Origin of the sequence: Chlamydia sp. 12-01 (genome assembly GCF_042234205.1) — a bacterium.
Taxonomy (GTDB): Bacteria; Chlamydiota; Chlamydiia; order Chlamydiales; family Chlamydiaceae; genus Chlamydia.
This window is the reverse complement of record NZ_CP114174.1, coordinates 127,009-153,313: the sequence shown is the minus strand read 5'-3', so window position 1 is coordinate 153,313 and position 26,305 is coordinate 127,009. Positions and strand designations below refer to the sequence as shown.

Below are 26,305 nucleotides of genomic sequence, written 5' to 3'. Positions count from 1 at the left end.
ACTAATTTTGATTAATAGAGATGCTTAGATAGGATTTCTCTTGAAGAAATAACTAGGTTCAAGGTATCAAGTCTCTTTCGTCTTAGGATTAAAAAAGAATGGCTTGGGAAAACGTACGTGTAAGAGTCGCGCCGTCGCCTACAGGAGATCCTCATGTAGGGACAGCCTATATGGCTTTGTTTAACGAAATCTTTGCAAAACGATTCAACGGGAAAATGATTCTGAGAATCGAAGATACGGATCAAACACGTAGCCGTGATGATTATGAGAAGAATATTTTCTCCGCCCTTCAATGGTGTGGTATCCAGTGGGATGAAGGACCAGATGTTGGGGGTCCCTACGGCCCCTATAGACAGTCAGAACGTACAGAAATCTATCGAGAGTATGCTGAGCTCCTTTTAAAAACAGATTACGCTTACAAGTGTTTTGCTACGCCTAAGGAGCTTGAAGAAATGCGTGCTGTTGCTACGACTCTGGGATATCGTGGGGGGTATGACCGCCGCTATCGCTATCTTTCTCCAGAGGAAATTGAAGCTCGCACTCAGGAAGGCCAACCCTATACTATCCGATTAAAAGTTCCTCTTACCGGCGAATGTGTTCTCGAAGATTACTGTAAAGGTAGAGTAGTTTTCCCTTGGGCAGATGTCGATGATCAAGTTCTTATGAAATCAGACGGTTTCCCAACGTATCACTTTGCTAATGTAGTAGATGACCATCTCATGGGAATTACCCATGTTCTCCGTGGAGAAGAATGGCTGAGTTCTACTCCTAAACACTTGCTTCTTTATGAAGCTTTTGGTTGGGAGCCACCCACATTCCTTCATATGCCATTACTTTTAAATCCAGATGGAACAAAGCTATCTAAAAGAAAAAACCCCACTTCTATCTTCTACTATCGTGATGCTGGATATATCAAAGAAGCTTTCATGAATTTCCTTACCCTTATGGGCTATAGTATGGAGGGAGATGAAGAGGTATATTCGTTAGAGAAGCTTATTGAAAATTTTGATCCTAAACGGATTGGAAAATCTGGAGCAGTTTTCGATACTCGTAAGCTAGATTGGATGAATAAGCATTATCTAAATCACGAAGGATCACCAGAAAGTCTGTTGGCTAGATTGAAAGATTGGTTGATTAATGATGAGTTTTTCTTAAAGATCCTTCCTCTTTGCCAATCTCGGATTGCAACACTTGCAGAGTTTACAGGATTAACAGAGTTTTTCTTTTCAGTTCTTCCCGCATATTCAAAGGAAGAACTTTTACCAGCAGCAATTTCCGAGGAGAAAGCTGCCATTCTTTTTTACAGCTATGTAAAATACTTAGAAAAAGCTGATTTGTGGGTTAAAGATCAGTTTTATCTAGGATCCAAATGGCTTTCAGAAGCCTTTCAACTAAACCATAAGAAAGTAATAATACCTCTTCTTTACGTAGCTATTACGGGGAAAAAACAAGGATTACCCTTGTTTGACTCTATGGAGTTATTAGGTAAACCTCGTACGCGTATGCGCATGGTTCATGCTCAAAATCTCCTTGGAGGGGTCCCTAAAAAGATTCAAACAGCTATTGATAAGATTCTTAAGGAAGACAACTTTGAGAACAAGATCTTAGAGTTTTAGTCTTGTCGTGTGCAAAGTAGTCATCGCCTCGGGTTTACAAAATAAAACTATATATTTTGTGGATAGGATGCTTGAAATACCGACTTGGCTAGGGAGAATTCTAAAGAATTCGCCTGCTTAGTTAGTGGGACACGTCCTTGTGCAAGAATATAACTACGGGGAGGTGGGGCATAGGAACAGCTGGAAACAAACAGAGACGTAAAGACAACCATATGCAAAAAAGAAAATCTTTTCATTTCTCAACTCCCTATTTATTTAAATGTTAGAACAACATTTGTTTTATTATCTATTAATTAAAAGTATTGTTTTTACAATAAAAACACATGTTGATGATAATCAATGGTTTAATGGAGATAAAAATTCCTATCTATCAATGTAGTGAACGTAAGTTGTTCATAATGACACTCTTCTAGTTTCTTCTATAATATAGTTTTATCTAACGAACTTAATTTAGTTAATACTCTAGTTTGGTTTTTGCTATCAGAAAAATAATTAGTTTAAGAAAAATATAAATAGAAAAAAGAATTGATAAAATTTTTATTTTCTATTGTAATATTGTTCATGGGAAAGCGCTTTATTAATTATTAAAAATTGAAAGGGTTTTTAATAAGAAATCAAGCGCGTTAAGTTTTCTAATTAGAAAGGAGTTATAAACTTATGAAGAAAGCTGTTTTACTAGCTGCAGTATGTTGTGGTGTTTTTGGCTTAAGTAGCTGCTGCCGTATCGTAGATTGCTGTTTTGAAGATCCTTGTGCACCTAAGTCCTGCAATCCTTGCAACACTTTCAACAAGAAAGATAACGCATGCAGTCCTTGTGGTACCTACACACCTTCTTGCTCTAAACCATGCGGTACTGAGTGCAATCCAGGAGTTCAAGGGCCTCAAGCTAAAGGTTGTACACCTTCAGATGGTAGATGTAAACAATAGTTAACAGTTCTTATCTGTTTACTTAAATTAATTAGGTAGTTAGGAGGTAAATTATTTCCCTGCTAACTGCCTTTATGAAAATAAACTTAAATGTTGAGGGTAAGAGTTAATAACTTTCTACCCGATGGCAGAAGAAAAAATAACACACGCGATAGGAGATCCCTATGTCCAAACTCATCAGACGAGTAGTTACGGTCCTCGCGCTAACTAGTATGGCGAGTTCATTTGCCAGCGGGAAGATAGAGGCCGCTGCTGCAGAGTCTCTTGCTACAAGATTTATTGCCAGTGCTGAAAACAGCTCAGACGATAATATCTTGCAGACAACAGCCAAGAAAATTAGATTTGGCCGTAATAAAAATCAAAAACAAGAACAAAAAAATAATGGCCCTTACTGTGATAAAGAATTTTATCCTTGTCAAGATAACTCATGCCAACCATCAGTAGATACGAAACAAGAGTCTTGCTACGGCAAAATGTATTGTGTACGTGTTAATGATGATTGTAATGTTGAAATTAGCCAAGCTGTACCTGAATATGCAACAGTAGGATCTCCATATCCTATTGAAATTCTTGCTGTAGGTAAAAAAGATTGCGTTAATGTCATGATCACTCAGCAGCTTCCTTGTGAGGTTGAGTTCATAAGCAGTGATCCTGAAACAACACCTACTTCCGATAACAAATTAAATTGGACGATCGATCGCTTAGGTCAAGGTGAAAAATGCAAAATTACCGTTTGGGTAAAACCTCTTAAAGAAGGTTGCTGCTTCACAGCCGCTACTGTATGTGCTTGCCCAGAGCTTCGCTCTTATACCAAATGCGGACAACCTGCTATTTGCATCAAGCAAGAAGGCCCTGATTGCGCTTGCTTACGTTGCCCAGTTTGTTACAAAATCGAAGTTTGCAACACAGGTTCTGCTATAGCCCGCGGTGTTGTTGTTGATAACCCAGTACCCGACGGTTATACTCACGCCTCAGGACAACGCGTTCTTTCCTTTAACTTAGGAGATATGCGTCCTGGTGATACTAAATCGTTTGCTGTAGAATTTTGTCCTCAAAAGAGAGGAAAAATTACTAACGTTGCTACCGTATCTTACTGTGGCGGACATAAATGTTCAGCTAACGTAACTACTGTAATCAATGAGCCTTGCGTACAAGTAAATATCTCTGGAGCTGACTGGTCTTACGTATGTAAGCCTGTAGAATACACAATTTCTGTGTCTAATCCAGGTGACCTCAAACTTTACGATGTTATTATAGAAGATACAGCACCTTCAGGAGCTACAATTTTAGAAGCTACTGGAGCTGAAATCTGCTGTAATAAAGCTGTATGGTGCATTAAAGAGATGTGCCCAGGAGAAACTCTTCAGTTTAGAGTTCTTACTAAAGCGCAAAGCCCTGGTAAGTTTACAAATCAAGTTGTTGTAAGAACCAATTCTGATTGTGGATCTTGCACTTCTTGCGCAGAAGCTACAACACATTGGAAAGGTCTCGCAGCTACTCATATGTGCGTAATCGATACCAATGATCCTATTTGCGTAGGGGAAAATACCGTATACCGTATTTGTGTAACCAACCGTGGTTCTGCAGAAGATACTAACGTATCGTTAATCCTTAAGTTCTCTAAGGAATTACAACCAGTTTCTTCTTCAGGTCCAACAAAAGGAACCATCACAGGTAATACAGTAGTATTTGATGCTCTACCTAAACTAGGTTCTAAGGAGTCTGTAGAGTTTTCCGTAACATTGAAAGGAGTTGCTCCTGGAGATGCTCGCGGAGAAGCTATCCTTTCTTCAGATACTTTAACAGTACCTGTAGCGGATACGGAAAACACACACGTTTATTAATCTTTTAAATTCTTTTAAAAGTTGTTAACGAAAAAGCCGTCCTAGATTGTGTCTAGGGCGGTTTTTTTTATTCTACGATCTTAAAAATTCCCATTATTTCTTAAAAATCGACCTGTGTAAAATTTTACAAAAATTCAATTAAAAATTTTAATTAATACCGGAGTTAGTTAAACTTTTTCGTCTTATGTATTCAGTGAAGGAGTTTAACATGACAACGGGTGTACCGAATAGCGATATTATAGTCGATCTAATCAAGCCGGGATTAGAGGATGTAATGAAAGACGAAACAGTACAGGTAACTTTGATTAATTCCGTATTGGGATGGTGCAAAGTACATATAATTGATCCAGTAAGAACATCAAAAATTGTACAATCAAGAGCATTCCAAATCACGATGATCGTACTTGGAATTATCCTACTTATTGCTGGTTTGGCTTTAACTTTTGTGTTGCAAGGTCAGCTTGGCAAAAATGCCTTCTTATTCTTAATCCCTGCAGTTATCGGTTTGGTTAAACTTCTAACAACCTCAGTGTTTATGGAACAGCCTTGTACTCCAGAAAAATGGCGTTTATGCAAACGTCTTTTAGCAACAACTGAAGATATTTTAGATGATGGGAAAATTAACCAATCAAATACGATTTTCACTACGGAAAGTACTGATGTAACGAATACATCTAAATCATAGTTAAAACGGAATAGTCATTAACTTTATAATATTTTGAGACATTAGGAGGCATTTAGCCTCCTAAAGAAATGGCAGACTTACGATCTCTTAAAAGAATCATATCTTTTAAAATATTCACAGATTCTTCCATTTGTAAATCATTGCTTCCAAAAGATCGAATTGCTTCTGAGGGATCTTTTAGTCCATCTAAAAAGATCTTGTAGTTTTTATTTTCACTTAGTCGTTGTTTACTATTCGCAGTTAACTGAGGAAGCATTTCTCTCCACACAGTCTCTTCTTTCTGTAAATTTGGAGTATAGTACTTTTGAAACCATGGACGCATATGGGAGTCCAGATCTCCTAAATTATCATTCATCACATTATCACAACTATCCGCAGGTAGGGGATGTTCTAGATAACGTTCTCCTAAAGGTTCTTCAAAATAGCGCGAAGCGATATGGATATCAGAGCGTACACCTTGAAGTTGTGTAGATTTTCCAGAAGGAGAGTAGTATTTTCCTACAGTAACTTTGAAGAATCCCTCTTTATCAGAATCTGCTGTAATTGTTTGATGTTGGATTGTCCCTTTCCCGTAAGTCTGTTCGTCACCAACAATTATAGCTACGCCATAATCCTGAAGCGTTTGAGCAACAATTTCCGCAGCAGATGCGGAGCTTTTCGAAACAAGAATGGTTAAAGGACCGTCATAGAATTTCTTAGGAGACACCGTGCGGTAACGTTTGATACTGCCATCTGCATAGCGGGATACAACAACGACTCCGTTAGTCATAAATAATCCTGAAACTTTAATGGCCTGTGAAAGAAAACCTCCTGTATTTTCTCGGATATCTAAAACTAGCCCTAGGAGATTCTTATCTTGTAGACCTTGAATCGCACGTTTTAGATCTTGTTCACTAGAGATTTGATTTTCTCCCTCATAAAAAGAATGTAGGGTAATTTTTCCAATAACCCCATTGCCATAAGACTCATAAGAAACATCCACACGACGATCATCTAAACTAATTTTCTCGCGTCTTAATTTCACTGTACGGTTTTGATCTTGGCTGTGTACATCTAAGATGACTTCAGATCCTTGAGAGCCTCTGAGACAGTCTAATACAGCTCTAAAAGGAAGATTTTCTATACTCTTGCCATCAACACGATAAATCACGTCATCAATATGCAAGTTTCCAGTTTTATCTGCAGGTCCCCCAGGGATAATCTCTTTTACAACTACCCCATCGATATCTTCTTTTAAGATTACACCAATTCCACACATTCCTTTTTCTAGTTGAATACGCATGGCAAGAGCTTCATCCTTACTAAAGTATGTCGTATGCGCATCTAGACTGTGTGCCATAGCTTTAACTACGCGAACATGGAAATGATGAGACTCCTCTTGAGGTGACATAGGTTCACCATAATCATTAACACCTAAATAAGGGTTTTCATACGCTTCGAGTTGGCGTACACAGAGTCTAGTTAAAGAAGCTTCCTTGCCCTGATACCTGTCTTTAGAACTATCTGCTAAATACACAGAAATATACGAGAGAAGTAAAGAATGCTGTCTCTCTTTTAATTCCTGAGTAGAATGTGCCCATTGTTTGGGTTTCTTGATAAGCGTATGTGAGGAAGCTTCTTTAATTAAAGCTTTGGGATCAGACAACCACTCAGCTCGCCACTGACGTGCTCTAATGATGCTGTCCTTAACTACACGATTCAAATTTTGATAAACTGAAAAATTATTCGTTTTATAATTTTTCAATAAGCGTTTCTTGATATCCATAGATTGGATAAAATTACTTACTTCTTGTTCTGTGAGATAAGCTCTATGAGGATCAAAAGATTGAGAGTATCCCACTAATGAACGCATGAGAATATCCGAGGAGATATCTTGAATATCTACGTGATACTCAATTAGCTTATCAACAGTTTTTCGGATGTCTTCTTCATGCAGTAACTCGGAAGAAAAAGAGAAACTAGGAAGGCATGTTAGAACAAGAGCGCAAAGACGTAGTATTTTTATCATTACAAATATCTTTGTTGATCGTGGATATTCGTAACATCGACACAAAATCCTCAGGCTTGAGCGAAGATTTTTAATTTCAAGAAAAAACTATTCAGAATAAACAAGTTGGTAAAAAAAAATATTCTTTCTAAGATAACGAAGCGAAGGGACGTAGATTGCCACACAAATCACAAAGTGTATTGATCAATAATATTCCGGCTGCAATGAAAACTAAGAAAGAACCTATAACAAAATAGGCTCCTGAAAAAGGTAGTACTGCTTGAGGGAGGAAACTTAAACCGGATAAAATCAAAGCAAGAATAAAGAATACAGTTGCCATCGCAATCATCACAATATTTCGCGAAGAAGCATATAGTTGCTTCTGATAGTCCGCGTGTAAAGAATTGACCGGGATTTCCGTAGTCATAAGTTTCCTTCGATTTATAAGAATAAATATTATAAAAAAAATGACATAAGAAAACACTTAAAATAAAAGTTTGAATCTACTGTTGTAATTTAGATCATTTTTGAGATTCTTTTATGCATTATCTTCGTTTTTTCGTATTAATAACTTTTTTTTTAATTGGCAGAGCCTTTCCTTCCGCATACTCTGAAGATTTTCCCTGGATAGCCCCTAAATCTCTTACTGTATTGGGGAATCCATTTATCGATATTATTCTCGATGTTCAAAAAGATTTTATTGAAAACTGCAGTATGCAGGTAGGTGAGATACAAGATATAAGTAGCTCTGATATTAAAAAAATTTTTTTTATGTACAAAGAGGCTTTTCCAGAAAATCCTATTAGGGTGACGAGGAAAGAACCTTTAAGTCTTACAGAAGATCAATTAGCCAATCTAGGCATTATAAGTTTGCGTAATGGGGAGCCCTATCTTCACTACTTAAAACAGACAGCACAAGGGCCTGCATTTAATGAGCTGGAGCAGCTTCGTCTTATCCTACGCTGTCCCAATCAAGAAGATACTTTGTGTTACTTCCTTCAGGAAACCCCCGGATCTACAGAAATGTATTTATCTCCCGATGGGGGATATACTTTAATTGATAGTGAGTTATTTATTTGCGGATTTTATATAGAAAGTTTTTTAAAAAAAGTGGGTGATCGGAGCTGCAAAATCATGCTCGATCTCAACAATCCACGTGTTGCTCGTCAATATAGAAGTCGGATTTGGTCATTACTACCCTATATAGATGTTCTTTTTTTATCAGAAAGTTCAACCGAGGCTATAACGGGGATGTCTGATATAGCTATGGGCAGACGGCTCCTTTCTCATATTGTCCCTACAATATTTATACAGAATACATCCGCAGAGGTTTCGCGTATCTATTTTATTCAACACGGCAAAGAAACAGCTTATAGTTCTAAACTAGAACTACATCAAATAGTTCTAGGATTTCTTTTCGGTTATATCAACGATAATGTAGTAGATTATTGTTTTCATTCTACCGATCTTCTATTGGAAAACGCTTAATTTTTCCTCCTATGAATTCAGGGAGTTGTTTTTTCAATTCTAAAACTGAAAAATAAGTTTTTCATATTAGAATGATTTTTTTGAATATCAGATGATTATACTCTCGTTCTTGTCTAAAAATAAGCCCTTGCAAACAAAGGGATCCTTACTCTATATTTTCCCCCTTATAGTAGTTAGGTTGAATTGAGAAGGATACATGCCAACCATTAATCAATTAATACGTAAAAAGCGTCAATCTAGCGCGTCTAGAAAGAAATCTCCAGCCTTGCAGAAATGCCCACAAAGACGTGGTGTATGTCTACAAGTGAAGACAAAGACTCCTAAAAAGCCAAACTCAGCTTTACGTAAAGTTGCTTGGGTGCGCTTGTCTAATGGCCAAGAAGTGATCGCCTACATTGGCGGTGAAGGGCATAATTTACAAGAGCACAGCATTGTTTTGGTTCAAGGTGGTAGGGTTAAAGATTTGCCCGGTGTTCGGTATCATATCGTGCGTGGAGCTCTAGACTGTGCTGCTGTTAAAAATAGAAAACAAAGCCGTTCTCGATACGGAGCAAAGCGTCCTAAGTAGGACTATTCTTTATTTAGGAATGAGAAGTTAGAGGTTAATTTATATGTCAAGACGACATGCCGCTGAGAAGAAAGTAATTCCAGCAGATCCTATCTACGGAAGTGTGACCTTAGAAAGGTTCATTAATAAAGTTATGATGCATGGGAAAAAGAGCATCGCTAGAAAGATAGTTTACTCAGCCTTAGAGAGATTCTCTAAGAAAATAGGAGCTGAGAATGTTCTAGAAGCTTTTGAAGAAGCCTTGGAAAATGCAAAGCCTTTGCTTGAAGTTCGTTCTCGTCGTGTTGGTGGAGCTACATATCAAGTTCCTGTAGAAGTTGCTTCGGGACGAAGAGATTGTTTGGCTATGCAATGGATTATTAAAAACGCTAGAGCAAAGCCTGGAAAATCTATGGAAATGGGATTAGCAACCGAGCTCATTGATTGTTTCAATAAGCAGGGAGCTACTATTAAAAAACGTGAAGATACCCACCGTATGGCTGAAGCAAACAAAGCCTTTGCTCATTATAAGTGGTAAAATAATATTTAATCTCGGTTTGGAAGAGGCACAACAAGTTCATGAGTGATCAGGAATTCGATTTAAGCAAAATTAGAAACATCGGTATCATGGCGCATATCGATGCGGGAAAAACGACAACGACAGAAAGAATTCTTTATTACGCTGGAAGAACTCATAAAATTGGTGAAGTTCATGAAGGCGGAGCCACCATGGACTGGATGGAACAGGAGCAAGAGAGAGGGATTACTATCACCTCTGCTGCAACAACTGTTTTCTGGTTAGACTGTAAAATCAATATCATCGACACCCCGGGTCACGTAGATTTCACTATTGAAGTTGAGAGGTCGCTTCGTGTTTTAGATGGTGCCGTAGCTGTATTTGACGCAGTATCTGGAGTTGAACCTCAATCGGAGACTGTATGGAGACAGGCAAATAAATACGGTGTTCCTCGAATTGCTTTCGTAAATAAAATGGATCGTATGGGTGCAGATTACTTTGCAGCCATAGAATCTATGAAAGAAAAACTTGGCGCTAACGCTATTCCTGTACACTGTCCTATTGGTGCTGAAAGCCAGTTTGTTGGGATGGTGGATCTAATTTCTCAAAAAGCTCTATATTTCTTAGACGAAACTTTAGGTGCTAAATGGGAAGAACGTGAAATTCCTGAAGAACTTAAAGAGAGATGCGCAGAACTTCGCTACGCACTTCTCGAAGAGCTCGCTACAGTAGATGAAAGCAACGAAGCTTTCATGATGAAAGTACTTGAAGATCCAGATTCTATTACTGAAGAAGAAATTCATAGTGCGATGCGCACAGGGGTTATTGAAAATAAGATTAACCCTGTATTGTGTGGAACCGCCTTTAAAAATAAAGGTGTGCAACAGCTACTCAATGTTATCGTAAAATGGTTGCCTTCGCCCAAAGATCGTGGCGTAATCCACGGAATTAATCTAAAGAACAATGAAGAAGTTCATCTAGAGCCTAGAAAAGATGGGCCTCTAGCTGCTCTTGCATTCAAAATTATGACGGACCCCTATGTAGGTCGTATTACTTTTATCCGTATCTATTCTGGAACCCTTAAGAAGGGTTCAGCAATTCTTAACTCTACTAAAGATAAGAAAGAACGTATCTCACGTTTGTTAGAGATGCACGCTAATGAAAGAACAGATCGGGATGAATTTACTGTTGGTGATATCGGTGCTTGCGTAGGTTTAAAATATTCCGTTACAGGGGATACACTTTGTGATGATAATCAGGAAATTGTTCTTGAAAGGATTGAAATCCCCGAACCTGTGATTGATATGGCTATTGAGCCAAAATCCAAGGGAGATAGAGAGAAATTAGCTCAAGCATTAAGTGCACTTTCTGAAGAAGACCCTACTTTTCGTGTTACCTCAAATGAAGAGACTGGACAAACAATTATCTCCGGAATGGGTGAACTACATTTAGATATTCTTCGCGATCGTATGATTCGTGAATTTAAAGTCGAAGCTAATGTTGGTAAACCTCAGGTTTCTTATAAAGAAACAATTACCAAAAATGGTAGTAGCGAAACAAAATATGTAAAGCAGTCTGGTGGTCGTGGACAGTATGCTCACGTTTGCCTTGAAATTGAACCAAATGAACCAGGAAAAGGTAATGAAGTTGTCAGCAAAATTGTTGGCGGTGTCATTCCTAGGGAATATATCCCAGCGGTTATGAAAGGCGTAGAAGAAGGTTTAAATACAGGCGTTCTTGCTGGCTATGGTTTAGTGGATGTTAAAGTGAGTATCGTATTTGGGTCATATCACGAGGTAGATTCCAGTGAGATGGCGTTTAAAATATGCGGCTCAATGGCTGTGAAAGAAGCTTGTCGAAAAGCTACTCCAGTAATTTTAGAACCCATTATGAAAGTTGCAGTAACGACTCCTGAAGATCACTTGGGAGATGTTATCGGGGATTTAAATCGCCGTCGTGGGAAAATCTTAGGTCAGGAATCTTCACGAAGTATGGCACAAGTGAATGCCGAGGTTCCTTTAAGTGAAATGTTTGGATACACAACATCTTTAAGATCCTTGACTTCCGGAAGAGCAACATCAACAATGGAACCTGCCTTCTTTGCTAAGGTTCCTCAAAAAATTCAAGAAGAGATTGTTAAGAAGTAAGGAATATATGAAGCAGCAAAAACAGAAAATTCGTATTCGTCTGAAAGGATTCGATCAAGGTCAGCTAGATCGGTCAACTGCAGATATTGTTGAGACTGCTAAAAGAACAGGTGCTCGTGTAGCAGGTCCTATTCCTTTGCCTACAAAGAGGGAAGTGTACACTGTATTGCGTTCTCCTCACGTAGACAAAAAGTCTAGGGAGCAGTTTGAAATCCGTACGCACAAGCGTTTAATAGATATCCTAGATCCTACAGGAAAGACTATAGATGCCTTAAAGATGTTGGCCCTTCCAGCAGGGGTTGATATTAAGATCAAGGCTGCATAAGTTTAATTTGACTCGGCCATGCATTTGTTAGAGAAATTTAAAGCTCAGAGAGTTTCTCTTCTCTCAAGAGAGCTCATTTCCTATTGCGATTCTAGCATTGCTTCTTCTGATGCAGGCCACGTCTATCAATTGTTTTTCAGTACAGAACAGACTAGTCTTTCTTATAAGGTAGGAGATTCTCTGGGTATATTTCCTAAGAACCCTAAAAGTGTTGTTGAGAAGATTCTCGAATGTCTAAGTTATTCTCCAAAACAACTAGTACAGACTCGAGAATCCTCTCACGTCACTCTCTACGACTTCCTCAGATGTCATGCGAATGTAGATAAGCTTTCTACAAAGCTTAAGTCCTTTTTCCCCGATATAGAAGATTCTATCAGTCTTTATGAGGCTATCCAAAAGTATAAGCCCGCTATACCTGTAGAACTATTTGTACAGAGTGTCTTACCTTTGCTACCTCGGTTTTATTCAATAGCTTCTGCACCACACTCTACTGAGAAGAAGATTGAGCTTCTCATCAGGCTTATAAGTTATCCTGGGGAATATGAGCAACGTTATGGAGTGTGTTCCTTCTTTTTATGTAAGGAATTAGAGTTAAATGAGAGTTGTTACGCCTTCATACAACCTACTAAGCATTTTACTATTGGAGATCATGTTCAAAATAAACCAATTGTTATGATTGGATCAGGAACAGGAATTGCTCCATATAAAGGCTTCGTACAACAGCGTATTTATAATAATGATCCAGGAATAAATATGCTTTTTTTCGGAGAACGATTCGAAAAAGCAAATTTCTATTATCAAGATTTCTGGAAACAAGCTATCGAAAGTGAGTTATTAAAGCTTTTCTTAGCTTTTTCTCGTGACGGTGATCAAAAGATCTATGTGCAAGATCTAATCAAGAAAGAAAAAGATCTTATCTTAAAGGCATATGAAGATGGTGCCTATTTCTTTGTTTGCGGAAGTAAGATGTTGGGAAGTGAAGTCAAAAAGGTTCTAGAAGAGATCCTGGGGAAAGATGAGCTCTCCCAATTAAAGGAAGAGCGTCGTTATGTTATCGATGTCTATTAGCCGCAATACTCCATAACTGTGAGTATGCAAAAACATTGTACACCATCACCACAACCAAAATCACTTAATCCCTCTCCAGAAGTTGCAGTAATACCCACAGATCCTATAGGAATATTCAAAGCTGAGGCAATACTTTGTCGCATAGCAGAGAGTTTAGGAAGAAATTTAGGACGATTTCCTTCAATAGTAATAGCTACATGAGAAATCATTTGGTTTGGTTTTAAGGATTTTATAGCTTCAGATAGATACACACTGCTGTCAGTAATACCACGAGTATGAAAAAGCTCGTCAGCAACTTCTCCTAGTATGATTCTATGAGTTACAGAAGAGATGGCATTACAAATAGTGTGGAAGATTATATCACCGTCAGAATTGGCTTGGAAACCAGGACTGTTTTCAAAGATTACCCCAGCTAAAATGCAGGGTTTTGCAGAACTTTCAGAGAGGAAGCGATGGCTATCTTGCCCAATTCCTACACGATAAATCCATTGCGGTTTAGGCAAAGGAGAGTCATTTTCTGCGTTCATATTTGTTGTACCGTTTTAATGTTCGTTGTCTTGAGATAACTATTTTTAGTTAGGTAAATCACCGTGTACCCAAATTCACAGCGGCTTTACTGTAGTTAAGAATCTCGTAAAAAATATACAAAATAACCAGAATTCACGCACCTATACATGTATAAAAATTCTTCAACTAGAGGTTTAATTGAAATTAATAAATATTATTTGAATTTCGAGATTCTTCTTTTATTTGTTTAAATAATTTTGGAAATGATTTGTTTTTTAATTACGAATTGTAGATCATATTATAATTTTTCTAGTAACTAAGGTTTTAATTTTAACTGTGAAAATTAGATTCGAAACCACTCAAGATTTTGATGTTAGTATAGGTGAAATATTTCCTCCTAGTTTACACATGCTATTTCCTAGAGATGATGATGGCCTTTGGGATATTGCCTATAATTGGAATCTATCATATCCCTTGGCTTTGAAACATTCCTTATTATCAGCGCTTCCAGTAATCGGATCTATCATGGGATTAATCAAATTATTCAGCGTATGGTCTGTGAATCTACGTGGTGAAAGTAAAGGAAAAATACTTGCTTATACAGTCACCGGATTAATGGAATTTTGTGGGCTAGGGATTGTTACCTTAGTACTGAAAATTCTTTATTTATTTTTTAAAAGTATTTTTTCTAGAAATAGACGAGAGCAAATCCCTCCTGAATATTCCCAAGATCGCAGTTATACATCTGCCGGTCTGCTTTTTTCGTAAACTCTTTGATTAGAGTTTATGTTCTTAGAAATATCATTGCTTTAAAGCGAATATTTCCCTATGATAACCTACTGAAATGGCTGGATAGCTCAGCTGGTAGAGCAGAGGATTGAAGATCCTTGTGTCGTCGGTTCGACCCCGGCTCCGGCCATACTCGGTTAACGTTCAACGTGTCTAGTTTTTCTTGGAAAACTAAAATCAAGGACTTTGTATTTTTTATAATTTCGAGGTTTGCTAAAGTATTTGGCAAATCTATTGAGTCCTAAGCACAGAATAAAGAATCATAAGGAAAGAATTAATGAAGTCTTACGCGATAATTCAGACCGGAAGCAAGCAGTATCAGGTTACTGAAGGAGATGTAATTGACGTCGAATTGTTAGACGGCATTTCCGAAGAACAGCAGGAAGTTGTTTTCGATCAAGTATTGTTTACTTTTGATGGATCTAAAGTTTCTTTAGGGACTCCTACAGTAAAGAATGCTGTAGTAAAAGGTCAGTTACTTTCTCGAGTTCGTGGAGAAAAAGTAGTCGCCTATAAGTACAAAAGACGTAAAAATTATCATCGAAAGATCGGTCACCGTCAGAACTATCTTAGAGTAAAAATTAGCAATCTAGTGATGTAATTAACTAGTGGAAAACGAAAGGATTTTGAAATGGCACATAAGAAAGGTCAGGGAGCAAGCCGTAACGGTCGCGATTCAGAGTCAAAGCGTCTTGGTATGAAAGTTGGCGCGGGACAAAGAGTTTCCACAGGAAGTATTCTTGTAAGACAAAGAGGTACTAAGTGGCATCCTTCACAAAACGTAGGTAGAGGTCGTGATGATACTTTATTTGCTTTAGTGGACGGTATTGTTGTCACCAAGAAAACAGATCGTACATACATTTCTGTTCTTCCAGAATAAGTCTTAAAGACTCTTCAAAAATTAATTTATCCAGGAAGCTCTATTTTTTGCTCACGCATAAAATGGGGCTTTTCTGTTTTAACAGCGTTTACGATTTAGGGATAAGTATACAATGTTTTTAGATCAAATTACTATAGAACTGCGTGCTGGGAAAGGCGGCAACGGTGTTGTAGCTTGGAGGAAGGAGAAATACCTACCGAAAGGTGGTCCTTATGGTGGTAACGGCGGTGTTGGAGGATCGATTGTTATTGAGTCAGCTACACATGTATACTCTTTTGAATCCTATAGGAATATACGCTTTTTAAAAGCTGAAGATGGGCAATCTGGAGCAACTAATAACCGTTCTGGAAGAAATGGAAAAGATCTAGTCTTAATAGTTCCTGAAGGAACATTGTTACGTGATGTAGAGACCCAAGAAATTCTTTATGATTTTGCCAAAGATGGAGAGCGTTTAGTCATTTGCCGGGGAGGCAAAGGTGGGAAAGGAAATACTTTTTTCAAGACCTCTACGAATCGGGCTCCTACAAAAGCTACCCCAGGAAAACCTGGAGAAGTTCGCCAAGTCGAACTGGAGCTAAAGCTTATTGCGGATATTGGTCTTGTAGGCTTTCCAAATGCCGGGAAATCCACATTATTTAATACCCTTGCTAAAACAGAAGTTAAGGTAGGGGCATATCCATTTACCACACTGCAACCTGTACTAGGCTTAGTTCCTTGTCAGGAGAGGTTGTATCAAAAACCATGGATTATCGCAGATATTCCTGGAATCATAGAAGGTGCTCATCAAAATCGTGGCTTGGGATTAGATTTCCTGAGACACATCGAACGCACCAGACTGCTATTATTTGTTGTCGATATTTGTGGATGTGAAAGATCGTCACCAGAAGAAGATCTACGTATTCTTATGGACGAGCTTTTACATTATAAAGAGGAGCTTGCCGATAAAGGCAGGATCATTGCTCTAAATAAGATCGACGATCTTCTTCCTGATGAGAGACAAGAACGTTTAGAGAGTTTTCAAAGACTCTTTCCTTCTGAGAAGTTCGTGATGCTATCAGGACTTACTGGAGAAGGTGTAGATCTACTGAATAGTCTTTTCACAAATAGACTTACTGTGTAGGCAATACCCATCAAAATAGCGATTGTTGGTCCTGCAGGAAAGTCTAAGATATAAGCAAGGACAATTCCAGAAAATGAGCATAGAATGTTCAGGAGAACAGAAACGATCATAATGTTGATCATCCTATAGGAAAACCTACAAGCAATCGATATGGGCAAAACAAGCATGCTCAGCATTAAGATAACACCCATAATATAAATCAGCATGACGATGGTAATTGCTGTTAAGATCAACAAAAGAAAATACCAAGTCTGTACAGAATAGCGGCTGAGCATCATGTATTTCTCATCGAAGCATAGCGCTAAAAATCTTGTATGACATAATGCCACAGTTGTAAGAACAACAATGTCTAAGATTCCTAAGCTATAGAGATCATGAGTAGTTACCCAAAGGATATTTCCAAAAAGGAAATTTACTAACTCTGAGTTAAAGGCGGGGAGTTGGGAAATAAAGATAATTCCAATTGCCATCCCTACAGACCAGATCATAGCAATAAGAGCATCTTCTCTTTCTTGATACTTAAGGTGAATTTTCCCGATACAGATCGCCAGGATTATTGCTCCAACGATGGCTCCATACATAGGGGAAAACTCAAGGTTTAGTCGGTATTGAATCCATAAGGTAAGACCAATCCCTCCTAAAATAGAATGGGAGATACTTCCACTAATAGAAACAATACGTTTGACGACAATGTATGTTCCTACAACTCCCCCAGCAATAGATGCTCCTAAAGCTGCAAATAGGGAAGGGAGGAGTAGCGAGGGAAGGATATGATCAAAAAAAGAAATCATAGATCAGCCTTTTTTTCGAAGGAATCACAGCAAAACTCTTGAGATATCATCGGTGTATTCGTCAGCGTTGTTAGAGTTCTGCTCATATAAAATACTTTATTGAAGTGACTAGTTGTATGATGCAAATCATGTGTGATCATAAGAATCGTACACCGGGAATTAAGCTCTGTGAGAATCTGTAAAATGCGTTGTTGATTTTCAGGATCGATATTTGCTGTGGGTTCATCAAGGATGAGTAGCTTAGGATGAGATGCTAGTGCTCTGGCGAGTAGCACTCTCTGTATCTGTCCTCCAGATAGGTGGGAAAAGCATGTGTCCTTATGATGTAAAAGGTCTACGGTTTCCAGAGCTTGCTCTGCAGATTCGTGATCGTGTTTAGAATATTTCCCATGCCAACGTAAAAAAGAAAGCCTTCCTGAGAGAATGACTTCCTTCACGGAGATAGGGAAAGAAAAGTCATAGGAAAAGTGTTGGGGGACCCAACCAATAGTTAATTCGGATTCTTTTTTACACGTAGAGAATGTTTCTAAAATTCCTGTGGTAGGTTTTAATAGTCCTAGTATGAGCATAGCTAGAGTCGTTTTTCCTCCACCATTAGGCCCTATAATGCCAACAAAATCTCCTTCATGAATCATGAAGGATACATTATTGATGATCCAAGAGCTTTTTGGGCCATAGCGAAAGGAAAGATCCTTAACAAGTATTTGTACTGTCATAAATTAGCAAGAGTTGTTGCTATAGTTTTCAGATTATTTATAACGTTTTCTTCGTAGGGATCTAGGTTTACTGTACCCATATGGAAGCGTTCAGCGAGCATAGCGCTGCTGCGCTTGCCAGCATGACGAAGTAAAATCATAGAAGAGATCCCATGTTCGCGAATACTTTGAGCAGCGCGTATAACATCTTTAGGAGAGGGATCTGCGTGATTGCTTTTTTCAACAACATGTTGAAAAAAGTTATAATCTCGACAGAAATAAGCGAAGGCTCCATGTGCGACTAAAATATGACGTTGCTTAACAGGGGCTGTGATTTTTTGGATTTCTACATCTAGTGTTTCAAGAGTTTTAAGTAATTTCTCTCCATTACTTTGATATAGCGCGGTATGTTCTGGGAAGTGTAGACATAGAGCTTCTACAATAGTCGCCACTTGTATTTTTAAGTTTTTTGGACTTAGCCAGGTGTGGGTATCAAAACTATGGAAGTGGTGAGCGCACCCTGTATATCCAGGAATTACTTTAATATTTTTCGTGAGGTCTACTTGAGGACAGGAAACATTTTTTTCACAGGACTTTTCAAAGTTTTCTCCCATACGAAACCATAGTTGCGAATGAAGAAATTTTTCCATATGCCGGGGAGATAACTCATAGGTATGGGGATCATAGTTATTAGTAACTATAGAGCATACCTCGCAGGTGTCTTCTGCTATCTGTTCAACTAGAAACTTATAGGGAACTATACTGACAAGTATATGTTTTTGTTCCGATTTAGAGTCTCCAAAGGCGTGAGAACAGCAAAAGAAAAACGAAAGAAGGATGAATATTCTATGCATGATCTAGGTGGATTAATGAATTCAGCCATTATCCTATTGACCAGCAATTTTAATAAAGAGTGAATTCAAAATAGCTTTGTAGATTTTTTTTAAAATCCTTCGTGTTCAGACGAATCTTGATAAAAATGGATGTATTGAGATATCTTCAGGTCAAGTTTTTCGAAAGAATATCCTTATTTGGCTAATGGAGAGGTGTCCGAGTGGCTTAAGGAGCACGCTTGGAAAGCGTGTGTGCGTTAACGCGTACCGAGGGTTCGAATCCCTCTCTCTCCGTCAGTTTTCCAAAAACCAACCATCCCCTAACTCTGTCAGTTTGTTAAGTAAAAATAAAAGTTGAGAAATATCCTTTCGTATTTTTTATTCTTGTATAACAAGGATATTTACTTTAACCTGTCCTGATTTTTAAATTCTCTAGAACCTCTAAACGTGTCAGCCTTTGCTGTTTAGATGAAAAAAGTTCTTAGAACCTGCTCGAGTTAATACTTGCGAAGGGAGTTGCGTTCATTTCTGTTCTTAAGGGTTTTCTTTAGGGATACTTTAACCACTTCTCTCTTGCGTAAACGTGTGTATATGTAGGGGGAAACCTTTGGAAGAAGACTTTTTCAAACTAATTCTAATCACCAATAGAAAAAACATCTCAGTAGAAGAATATCTCGATTTTGTTATCGCTTGCGTACAATCTGGAGTGACTTCCGTTCAACTCCGTGAAAAGAATCTTTCACATAGAGAGATTTTAAGTTTTGGAGAGGCATTAAAGTCTGTCCTAGATCCTTTAGAGACTCCTCTAATTATTAGCGATAGCGTGTCTGTATGTTTGGATTTGGATGCTTCTGGTGTTCATCTGGGACAAACAGATGGTGACGTTATCGAGGCTAGGGAGCTTTTAGGTTCTGATAAAATCATAGGATGGAATGTAAATACTCTTGACCAACTTTTAAATGCTAATACTTTACCTATTGATTATTTAGGGTTAAGTGCAATGTTTACAACTCAGAATAAACCCGATGCTACCAATCTTTGGGGTTTCTCTGGTTTAGAACAAGCTGTTTCACTTTGCGAGCATCCTATTGTTGCTGTTGGTGGTATTGATGAAAGTAATGCTTCTGAAGTTATCGAAGCAGGAGCTGCGGGTATTGCAGCTATAGGAGTATTTCACTCTGCACAAAACCCTAGTTTAGTAACGAAAACATTAAGAGAAATTGTTGATAGGGGACTTAGATGTTAGAACAAATGAATGAAGCGTTACAGCGTTTGAGAAAAGAAAAACCTGTAGTTTTAAATATTACAAACTACGTGTCTATGGATTTCCTTGCTAACTGTTTTCTTGCTGTTGGAGCCTCACCTATTATGAGCGTGTCCGATTTAGAATTAGAAGAGTTAATAGGATTGAGTTCTGTAGTTTATCTTAATATTGGGACTTTAGATCATCTATTTATTCAGAGATCTTATAGAGCCGTAGATATTGCTTTAAGACAGAATAAGCCTGTGATTTTCGATCCCGCAGGTTCAGGAGCTACAAAAATTAGAACAGAAGTATCCCACCACTTACTTACTCACGCAACGATTGTTCGAGGAAATGCTAGTGAGATTCTTTCTTTCGGGGATGTTCCCGTCAAAACACGTGGTGTAGATTCTGCTAACACTACTCATGATGCTAAGGATATGGCAGTTGCTTTAGCTAGTGAATGTCTATGCGGATGTGCTGTTGCTGTTACCGGTGCTGAAGATTTTATTACTGATGGAAATCGTAGTGTAACTATAGAGCTCGGAGATCCATTAATGTCTCGCGTTACGGGAATGGGCTGTTCTTTAACTGGAGTGCTTGCTGCATTTAGATCAGTGATAGACGATTCTTTTGAAGCCACACGATTAGGTGTAGAGTACTTTTCGCTTTGTGGAATGCTTGCTCGTGAGCGGTGTGAAGGTCCAGGGTTATTTAAAGCTTATCTTCTTGATGAACTATACGCTGCGGATTTTGATAGAATGCGTCGTTATTACGAGCGATAGAGATACTCGATTATATCCTTCAGAACGTATTTACTTTCTGTCTTTAGTTTTGTAATTGAGAACTTTGATTAAGTTCTACAATTACAAAACAAATTATCTAGGAATAGACGGATCTTCGGCTTGCTAGCTTTAGAAGATCATACGTGCGCCACAGTTAGCTATCTGTACTAATGAAGACATTCCAGCATCTATAGTATAGGTGCCATAGAGTGTCCAGTATGGGCCAAGATATATTTGTGAGCTATATTCCGCTCTTCCTGCATTTCTTGCAGGAATCACACCATGAACTTCGCCAGTTTGTCCTGTAGAATCAACTCTGTAATTACATTTAGGTTTATTTCTATAGACAACAGGTACGTAAGCAAGGGATAGCTTGTTATACATTAAAATATCATATTGTATTAGAGCACCTTCAAAAATGAAACCTAAAGGAGTAGCAAGATTCCTATAGGCAAAGGAATCAAATGTCCTAGGATCATAGTCAAGTTCTGTGAATTGCTTTTGACGTACTCCTGTGTATTCTGCTTCTGAATAGAAGGAAAATCTTGTTGTAGAGTTTTGAGAAGGCTCTTTTAAATCGATAATCATACGCACATCAAATAGCCAACCAAGATCTTCCCAATTTCCAAGATTGCGTTCTTGAATTGATGGGTAATAGGTGGTTGTGTCGTGCTTCATATAGCCATAAGTCATCACCCCTTGAAGAAGTATGGGACGAGGGGCTTTCGTTTGTCTATGAGGCAAATAGAAGGCTTTACCTGCGTATAATGTTCCTTGGAAAGAATGATCCGAACCTTTGTGCTTATAATTTTCAACAGTCTTTTCGGATTTGGCATGTCCGAAGACTTGGCTAAACGAAGCTCCTAGAATAAATTCAGGACGTGGTTTAGCGTCTATGGCAAGTGAATAGCCACGACTATGATAAGAAAAGGATCTAGCTTCTTCTCCTTGTTCTTTCTGTAAGAACGATCCTATTCCGCATAGCCAAAGGTTGTTGTAAGCAGCGTCATCAAAACGTGCGTTGTTAAGCATGTTGTTGACGATACCTTGCTTTACAGAAATCAGGGAGTTTTGAGAACCGAGAATAGAGTTAACGTAGAAATAATTGTCACGAGGAATGTAGATCCATCGACGATATTCTTCGAATGTCCAGTTAGCTTGTAGCTTTCCATTCTGGTCTGTTGTACCTAATGTCCAGGTACCGATGTAACCTTTTTGAGGTTTTGTATCTCCTGCTAAAGTTAGATCAGAGATATCTACTTTATTAGACTCTGTAGGAAGTTGTAATAACTCGATTTGACGATCTTCGCCTAAGTAAGGATTTTGATAAAAGGTTCCCAAAGGATCAATAAGGGTAAGTGTTCCTGTTAGGTAGATTTTTTCCTGATCTACATTAGGTGGAGTTTTATTAGCTTGTGGAAGAGAATTTCTCTCAATTTTATGACTTCTAGGTCCTGCTGCCCGTACAGGTTCGACTCCTAATTTTAAAGCTGGAGGGGAGGCGGTTCCGTCTTCTGAAATAATCTCACTAAAATCAATAGTGAGGTTATTAATTGCTATACCTCCAGTTGTTCCACCTCCACCACCTGTAGGTTTTCGTGTGGATAATACTGATCCTGGCCCCATAATGAGTAAAGATCCAGGTTTCTGATCGAAGGAAATAACATTTAACTCTGTATCTTTTCCTAAGACTAATGTTCCATTATGTAAAACAGCTTTTTGAGGAATGAAAGACTTATGCTCATGGAATTTTCCAGAGAATAATATAGTCCCTGCATATTTTTGAGGATTATCTCCTTCGGTAGTTTTGTTAATATCTAAAGTATTATAACCACTAGTTTTCGATGTCGTAACATTGACAGCATCATAGAAATTAATCGATTGATTTTCTGCAGCGTTAAGCGTGAGTTTAACTTTCCCTGTTATACTACAGAAAGAAGTAGCAGTTTCTTGTCCTGTAGGTAAGCATTGGTTATTTTTAAATGTGATACTACCCCCTAAGGCCGTAAGGTTAAGTATAGCATCATCGTTAGCTGGTGCTCCATAAATTGCTGCACCCAAGTTTTTAATAGCAGCTTGTTGTGCTTGAGCATTTTGCGTGGTTGGAGTTTGTGCTAAGGTAACCTTATTGTTAAGGAATAGTATAGATGAAGCTGCTGTAATATCTGCCTGTTTTGTGAAGTAAATCGCACTACCATCATTTGCAGAACTATTGTTAGAGAAGTTCATATATCCTTTTGGGATAGATAGGGTAGCTGCGTAAATAGTTCCACGATTTTTAGCTATATTCTCTTCAAAGGAACAGTACACAGAATCAGTGAACGTTACTGTACCATTGTTAGGAGCACCATTTTTACAGCCAATTGCTGAACCGATGTCTGCAGAGTTGCCTTTGAAAAATAGTGCTTGGTTACCCGTAAATGTAACGCTAGTTGTTCCTGCAATAGCTCCACCAAAGGTTTCCTTTGGTGTAACCCCATTAGCAGGATTTGTAGGTGGTTCTGTTGGCGTGCATAACGCAGAGTTATTGACAAAGTTAATAGCTTGAGAACAATTTGTAATTGCAACAGTAGGGGCATAAATAGCTCCACCGGCTATTTGTCCCGTTGTTGTAGATTTTTTAGTTGCTACAGAATTTCCTGAAAAGATTAGATTTCCAGTACTATCTTGTAGCGTGAAAGTAGTCTTAGCGTAAATAGCACCGCCTTGAATATTTGGTTCCACAGGAGAATTATTAGTTGCTGCTACAGCATTCTGATCAATAGCTTGATTTCCGGAGAATGTACAATTCCCTACCAATTTTTCTAAGACGAGTGTTTCTGCATAGAGAGCGCCACCTAAGATTTCAGCAGGTTTGATAGCATTATCTTGTGTGACAGAGTTAGTCTCAACTTTATTATTGCTTACAGTTAATCCTGCAGGAAGATTTGTATAGGTAAGTGCTTTGGCATAGATCGCTCCTCCCGCTTCTTTTGCGGTATTCTCTGAGATTTTTGAAACTTCAATACCCTCAAGAGTCAATGCCTCTGTAAAGTAGAGACCACCACCAAATTTCCCTGCAGAATTCCCTGTGATATTTAAATGATCAAGACGAGAAATCTTTCCTTTTTTACCATAAATACCGCCACCATTTTCTGTAGCAGCATTCTTCGTCACATTTGTTGTAATAACATAGTCGACCTTGAAGTCCAAATCTTCTGGAGCAGGCTGCCCATCTACTATTCCAACAGCGCCTGCTTGAGGTATTGTTTGTGTACAAAGACCCGCGCCATTTTTAGCAGCGTTTTGACCGATATCGATTAACTCAAGGCTAGTGAATGAGGCTTTTGTTGTGTAAACACCGCCACCATGCTCTGTGGCTCTATTTCCAGTGATAATAGCACTTCCAAATACAGGGACAACAGCTGGTGGTGTTGTAGGGGAAGGATCTGGATTAGGATTAGGGAATGTGAAAATAAACTCTTTAGGGATGTTTGCTCCACCGCCACTTTTGCTCGAGGTATTGTTTATTAGGCAAAAGCTCTCTAAATTCGATAAGGTTAGAGATTTTTCTGGAGCTAAGCAGATACCTCCGCCCTCTTCTGTAGCAATGTTACCTTGAAAGAGCGTTTTTCCTGTAAGGTTTGTGAGTGTCACATCACTTTCACAGTACAAACCGCCACCAGATTTTTTTGAAGTGTTTGTAACGAATTGTATTCTGTGAGAACTGTCACATTTTAGAGTACCTTTAATATAGGCGCCTCCACCATGATCTGTAGCCTGGTTATTCAGGAACTCTAAGATAGAAGCAATCTTAGAAACACTAAGATTTTTTTCAACATAGATACCCCCACCTTTTCCTAAAGGAGGAACGATAGGTACAGGTACTACTGGTTGAGCAGCAGAAGCTACAGCTACAGGTTTTTCTTTATCTGGTATGGTGATAGTAAGGTCATAGTTTCCAGCTTTATTAGCTCCAAAACGTACTTGAGAAAGATTTGTAAGGGTCACATCTCCTAAGCAATAAACACCTCCACCACCAGTTTTTCCATTGTTTCCGTTGAACTGGGTCAGGATAGAAGAATCTTGTATTGTAAGATTCCCTTTAGAATAAATTGCTCCTCCGCGTGTATCTGCGGAGTTGCTTTGGAACTTTAAGTTGGCGACCTTGCTAATGGAGATCGTTTTATCTCCATAAATAGCGCCTCCAGCTCCTGTAGCGGTATTTAATATAAACAGAGTATCTTCAGAACCATCACTAATCGTAATAGTATCTAAGCCAAAAATAGCCCCTCCAGATCCTTTAATCACAGGAACGGGATCTTGCTGATCAGGATTAACAACATCTGAAGATAGAGCGTTGGAAACTTTAGGAACTGCAGCTTTCGCTTGTTTACCTGCTTCGATTTGCTTTTTGATTAAATCGATAATAGGAGGAAACTCTGCAGAGTTTCCTCTGAAAGTCATATCTTTATAAGTAGAAATGATAATTGCACCTTTAGCAAAGGCAGCACCACCGTTTCCTGCTATTTCAGTTGTATATGTGGGGAGAGTAGGTGTTTGAGAATTTGCATCCGCACTTTCTACTTGAGATATGTATTTAGGGAAATGGTACGTATCATGTAGGCCATTAGGGGCTACAATGCCTCCAGCTCCAGGAACTCCAGGAACTACTGGTTGTGGTGGTTGGAGAGGGATAAGAGGAACGGGAACACGCGCAGCGTTATTTGTAAATTCAATAGAATTAAGAATATTCCTAATAGTTAGAGTGGAATCTGTAAATAGAGCACCACCAGATTCTTGAGATAAGTTATCTTTGAAGGTAACATTTTCTAATCCATCAAAGGATATAGGACCTGTGGAGTATATTGCTCCTCCTTTTCCTGTCATTTTGATCAGCGAGCAAGAGATAGATCCTGGATTTCCCGCATAAGTAATAAATGACAAAGGACCGCCCTTATCGTTGTAGAAAGCTCCACCACCTTTAGGGGTGGGGGTAGCAGTAGCCTTATCAGCAGTCACTATAGGAGCTGCAGCTAAGGGAAAGCTCAGTGAATGAGGTTGCGTAGGGATGAATTTGCTAAGATCAAAGTTTTCCTGATGTAATTTTGAAAAATGAGTAAATGACGAAGAGTTTAAATTCTTCAGGATTGATTGATAAAGCTTTTCTCTAGGTTGTGCAATGTTGCCAGTTTGCCCTGTTGTAGGCTTTGGACTACTACTTGAGGAATTCTTATTATCACTTGATGCGGGTGCTGGCTCTGGTTCGACTGCTGGAGTGGGTTTAGGATCTGGGATGTTTGTGAATGTTGTGAATACAACATTCCCAGAAACTATATACGTTGTTCCACTTCCATCTTGTGTTTGTTGAGTGAAATTCTTGGAAAGAGAATCCGAAATACTTGATCCTGATCCTCTGTAACTAGAGTTTAATTCTTTCGAAAGGGGTTCACCAAATACTGTAATCGAGGGGAGCACGGCAGCAAAAACAGCTGTAGCTGATAGCCACTTCATAGAACAAAAACCTACTGC

The 26,305-nt window shown here is 38.5% G+C and carries 24 protein-coding genes and 2 tRNA genes; 18 read left to right on the top strand and 8 right to left on the bottom strand.

The annotated features are described in order from the left end of the window. Positions 1-98 precede the first annotated feature (98 nt). Positions 99-1,616, top strand: a complete 1,518-nt coding sequence (gltX, locus tag O1W69_RS00565) for a glutamate--tRNA ligase (protein ID WP_375793610.1) — start codon at positions 99-101, stop codon at positions 1,614-1,616. A 47-nt stretch (positions 1,617-1,663) separates the two neighbouring features. On the opposite strand, the gene O1W69_RS00560 is transcribed toward gltX, so the two are convergent. After that, positions 1,664-1,852, bottom strand: a complete 189-nt coding sequence (locus O1W69_RS00560; RefSeq protein WP_375793609.1) for a hypothetical protein — start codon at positions 1,850-1,852, stop codon at positions 1,664-1,666. A 421-nt stretch (positions 1,853-2,273) separates the two neighbouring features. On the opposite strand from O1W69_RS00560, the gene O1W69_RS00555 reads away from it, so the two are divergent. The 3 genes from O1W69_RS00555 to O1W69_RS00545 all read left to right on the top strand — a co-directional run bounded on the left by O1W69_RS00555 (position 2,274) and on the right by O1W69_RS00545 (position 5,072). Then, positions 2,274-2,543 (top strand): small cysteine-rich outer membrane protein, encoded by a 270-nt coding sequence (locus O1W69_RS00555; protein WP_375793608.1) that lies wholly within the window; start codon positions 2,274-2,276, stop codon positions 2,541-2,543. 164 nt (positions 2,544-2,707) lie between these two features. Then, entirely contained in the window at positions 2,708-4,387 is a 1,680-nt protein-coding gene (gene omcB / locus O1W69_RS00550) for an outer membrane complex protein OmcB (protein ID WP_375793607.1), read from the top strand. Positions 4,388-4,595: 208 nt separating this feature from the next. Then, positions 4,596-5,072, top strand: coding sequence for a cysteine-rich outer membrane protein (locus tag O1W69_RS00545; protein WP_375793606.1), 477 nt, complete (start codon positions 4,596-4,598; stop codon positions 5,070-5,072). Between the two features lie 52 nt (positions 5,073-5,124). Here the strand turns inward: O1W69_RS00545 and O1W69_RS00540 are convergent, their stop codons facing one another. Continuing rightward, positions 5,125-7,080, bottom strand: a complete 1,956-nt coding sequence (locus O1W69_RS00540; protein WP_375793605.1) for a S41 family peptidase — start codon at positions 7,078-7,080, stop codon at positions 5,125-5,127. Positions 7,081-7,207: 127 nt separating this feature from the next. Then, positions 7,208-7,486, bottom strand: coding sequence for a hypothetical protein (locus O1W69_RS00535; RefSeq protein WP_375793604.1), 279 nt, complete (start codon positions 7,484-7,486; stop codon positions 7,208-7,210). Between the two features lie 113 nt (positions 7,487-7,599). On the opposite strand from O1W69_RS00535, the gene O1W69_RS00530 reads away from it, so the two are divergent. The 6 genes from O1W69_RS00530 (at position 7,600) to O1W69_RS00505 (ending at position 13,151) form a co-directional block, all read left to right on the top strand. Beyond that, a complete protein-coding gene (locus tag O1W69_RS00530; protein ID WP_375793603.1) occupies positions 7,600-8,547 on the top strand; it encodes a hypothetical protein in 948 nt (315 codons plus the stop codon). A 196-nt stretch (positions 8,548-8,743) separates the two neighbouring features. Beyond that, positions 8,744-9,115, top strand: coding sequence for a 30S ribosomal protein S12 (gene rpsL / locus O1W69_RS00525; protein WP_006342868.1), 372 nt, complete (start codon positions 8,744-8,746; stop codon positions 9,113-9,115). 43 nt (positions 9,116-9,158) lie between these two features. Further along, entirely contained in the window at positions 9,159-9,632 is a 474-nt protein-coding gene (rpsG, locus tag O1W69_RS00520) for a 30S ribosomal protein S7 (RefSeq protein WP_375793602.1), read from the top strand. A gap of 41 nt (positions 9,633-9,673) precedes the next feature. Continuing rightward, positions 9,674-11,758 carry an elongation factor G gene (gene fusA / locus O1W69_RS00515; protein ID WP_375793601.1) on the top strand — a complete coding sequence of 695 codons (2,085 nt, stop codon included), beginning with the start codon at positions 9,674-9,676 and terminating at the stop codon, positions 11,756-11,758. Positions 11,759-11,765: 7 nt separating this feature from the next. Then, positions 11,766-12,083 carry a 30S ribosomal protein S10 gene (gene rpsJ / locus O1W69_RS00510; protein ID WP_006342871.1) on the top strand — a complete coding sequence of 106 codons (318 nt, stop codon included), beginning with the start codon at positions 11,766-11,768 and terminating at the stop codon, positions 12,081-12,083. A gap of 18 nt (positions 12,084-12,101) precedes the next feature. Then, positions 12,102-13,151: a sulfite reductase flavoprotein subunit alpha gene (locus O1W69_RS00505; protein WP_375793600.1), complete on the top strand. Its 1,050-nt coding sequence runs from the start codon at positions 12,102-12,104 to the stop codon at positions 13,149-13,151. On the opposite strand, the gene ispF is transcribed toward O1W69_RS00505, so the two are convergent. After that, on the bottom strand, positions 13,148-13,678 hold the full coding sequence (gene ispF, locus O1W69_RS00500) for a 2-C-methyl-D-erythritol 2,4-cyclodiphosphate synthase (RefSeq protein ID WP_375793599.1): 531 nt from the start codon (positions 13,676-13,678) through the stop codon (positions 13,148-13,150). The genes O1W69_RS00505 and ispF overlap by 4 nt on opposite strands. A gap of 316 nt (positions 13,679-13,994) precedes the next feature. On the opposite strand from ispF, the gene O1W69_RS00495 reads away from it, so the two are divergent. The 5 genes from O1W69_RS00495 to obgE all read left to right on the top strand — a co-directional run bounded on the left by O1W69_RS00495 (position 13,995) and on the right by obgE (position 16,447). Continuing rightward, entirely contained in the window at positions 13,995-14,426 is a 432-nt protein-coding gene (locus O1W69_RS00495) for a hypothetical protein (protein ID WP_375793598.1), read from the top strand. Between the two features lie 78 nt (positions 14,427-14,504). After that, positions 14,505-14,577, top strand: a tRNA-Phe gene (locus O1W69_RS00490). A gap of 147 nt (positions 14,578-14,724) precedes the next feature. Further along, positions 14,725-15,048, top strand: a complete 324-nt coding sequence (rplU, locus tag O1W69_RS00485) for a 50S ribosomal protein L21 (RefSeq protein WP_375793597.1) — start codon at positions 14,725-14,727, stop codon at positions 15,046-15,048. A 30-nt stretch (positions 15,049-15,078) separates the two neighbouring features. After that, a complete protein-coding gene (gene rpmA / locus O1W69_RS00480) occupies positions 15,079-15,327 on the top strand; it encodes a 50S ribosomal protein L27 (RefSeq protein ID WP_011006168.1) in 249 nt (82 codons plus the stop codon). 112 nt (positions 15,328-15,439) lie between these two features. Further along, entirely contained in the window at positions 15,440-16,447 is a 1,008-nt protein-coding gene (gene obgE / locus O1W69_RS00475; RefSeq protein WP_375793596.1) for a GTPase ObgE, read from the top strand. Here obgE and O1W69_RS00470 read toward each other — a convergent pair. Genes O1W69_RS00470 through O1W69_RS00460 form a run of 3 tightly spaced genes read right to left on the bottom strand, consistent with a single transcriptional unit; the run spans position 16,345 to position 18,787 of the window. Beyond that, the gene (locus O1W69_RS00470; RefSeq protein WP_375793595.1) at positions 16,345-17,238 is read right to left on the bottom strand and encodes a metal ABC transporter permease; all 894 of its coding nucleotides are present in this window, start codon (positions 17,236-17,238) and stop codon (positions 16,345-16,347) included. The two genes, obgE and O1W69_RS00470, sit on opposite strands and share 103 nt — an antisense overlap. Next, a complete protein-coding gene (locus O1W69_RS00465) occupies positions 17,235-17,954 on the bottom strand; it encodes a metal ABC transporter ATP-binding protein (protein ID WP_375793594.1) in 720 nt (239 codons plus the stop codon). Before O1W69_RS00465 ends, O1W69_RS00470 begins: the two co-directional genes overlap by 4 nt. Then, positions 17,951-18,787, bottom strand: coding sequence for a metal ABC transporter solute-binding protein, Zn/Mn family (locus O1W69_RS00460; protein ID WP_375793593.1), 837 nt, complete (start codon positions 18,785-18,787; stop codon positions 17,951-17,953). The genes O1W69_RS00465 and O1W69_RS00460 overlap by 4 nt, the downstream gene beginning before the upstream one ends. Before the next feature lie 186 nt (positions 18,788-18,973). Between O1W69_RS00460 and O1W69_RS00455 the strand changes: the two genes are divergently transcribed. From O1W69_RS00455 to thiM, 3 genes are all read left to right on the top strand, one after another. Next, positions 18,974-19,060, top strand: a tRNA-Ser gene (locus O1W69_RS00455). Between the two features lie 313 nt (positions 19,061-19,373). Beyond that, entirely contained in the window at positions 19,374-20,012 is a 639-nt protein-coding gene (gene thiE / locus O1W69_RS00450) for a thiamine phosphate synthase (protein WP_375793592.1), read from the top strand. Continuing rightward, positions 20,006-20,794 (top strand): hydroxyethylthiazole kinase, encoded by a 789-nt coding sequence (gene thiM / locus O1W69_RS00445; protein WP_375793591.1) that lies wholly within the window; start codon positions 20,006-20,008, stop codon positions 20,792-20,794. Before thiE ends, thiM begins: the two co-directional genes overlap by 7 nt. Before the next feature lie 129 nt (positions 20,795-20,923). On the opposite strand, the gene O1W69_RS00440 is transcribed toward thiM, so the two are convergent. Beyond that, positions 20,924-26,287: a polymorphic outer membrane protein middle domain-containing protein gene (locus O1W69_RS00440; protein ID WP_375793590.1), complete on the bottom strand. Its 5,364-nt coding sequence runs from the start codon at positions 26,285-26,287 to the stop codon at positions 20,924-20,926. Between the last annotated feature and the right edge of the window lie 18 nt (positions 26,288-26,305).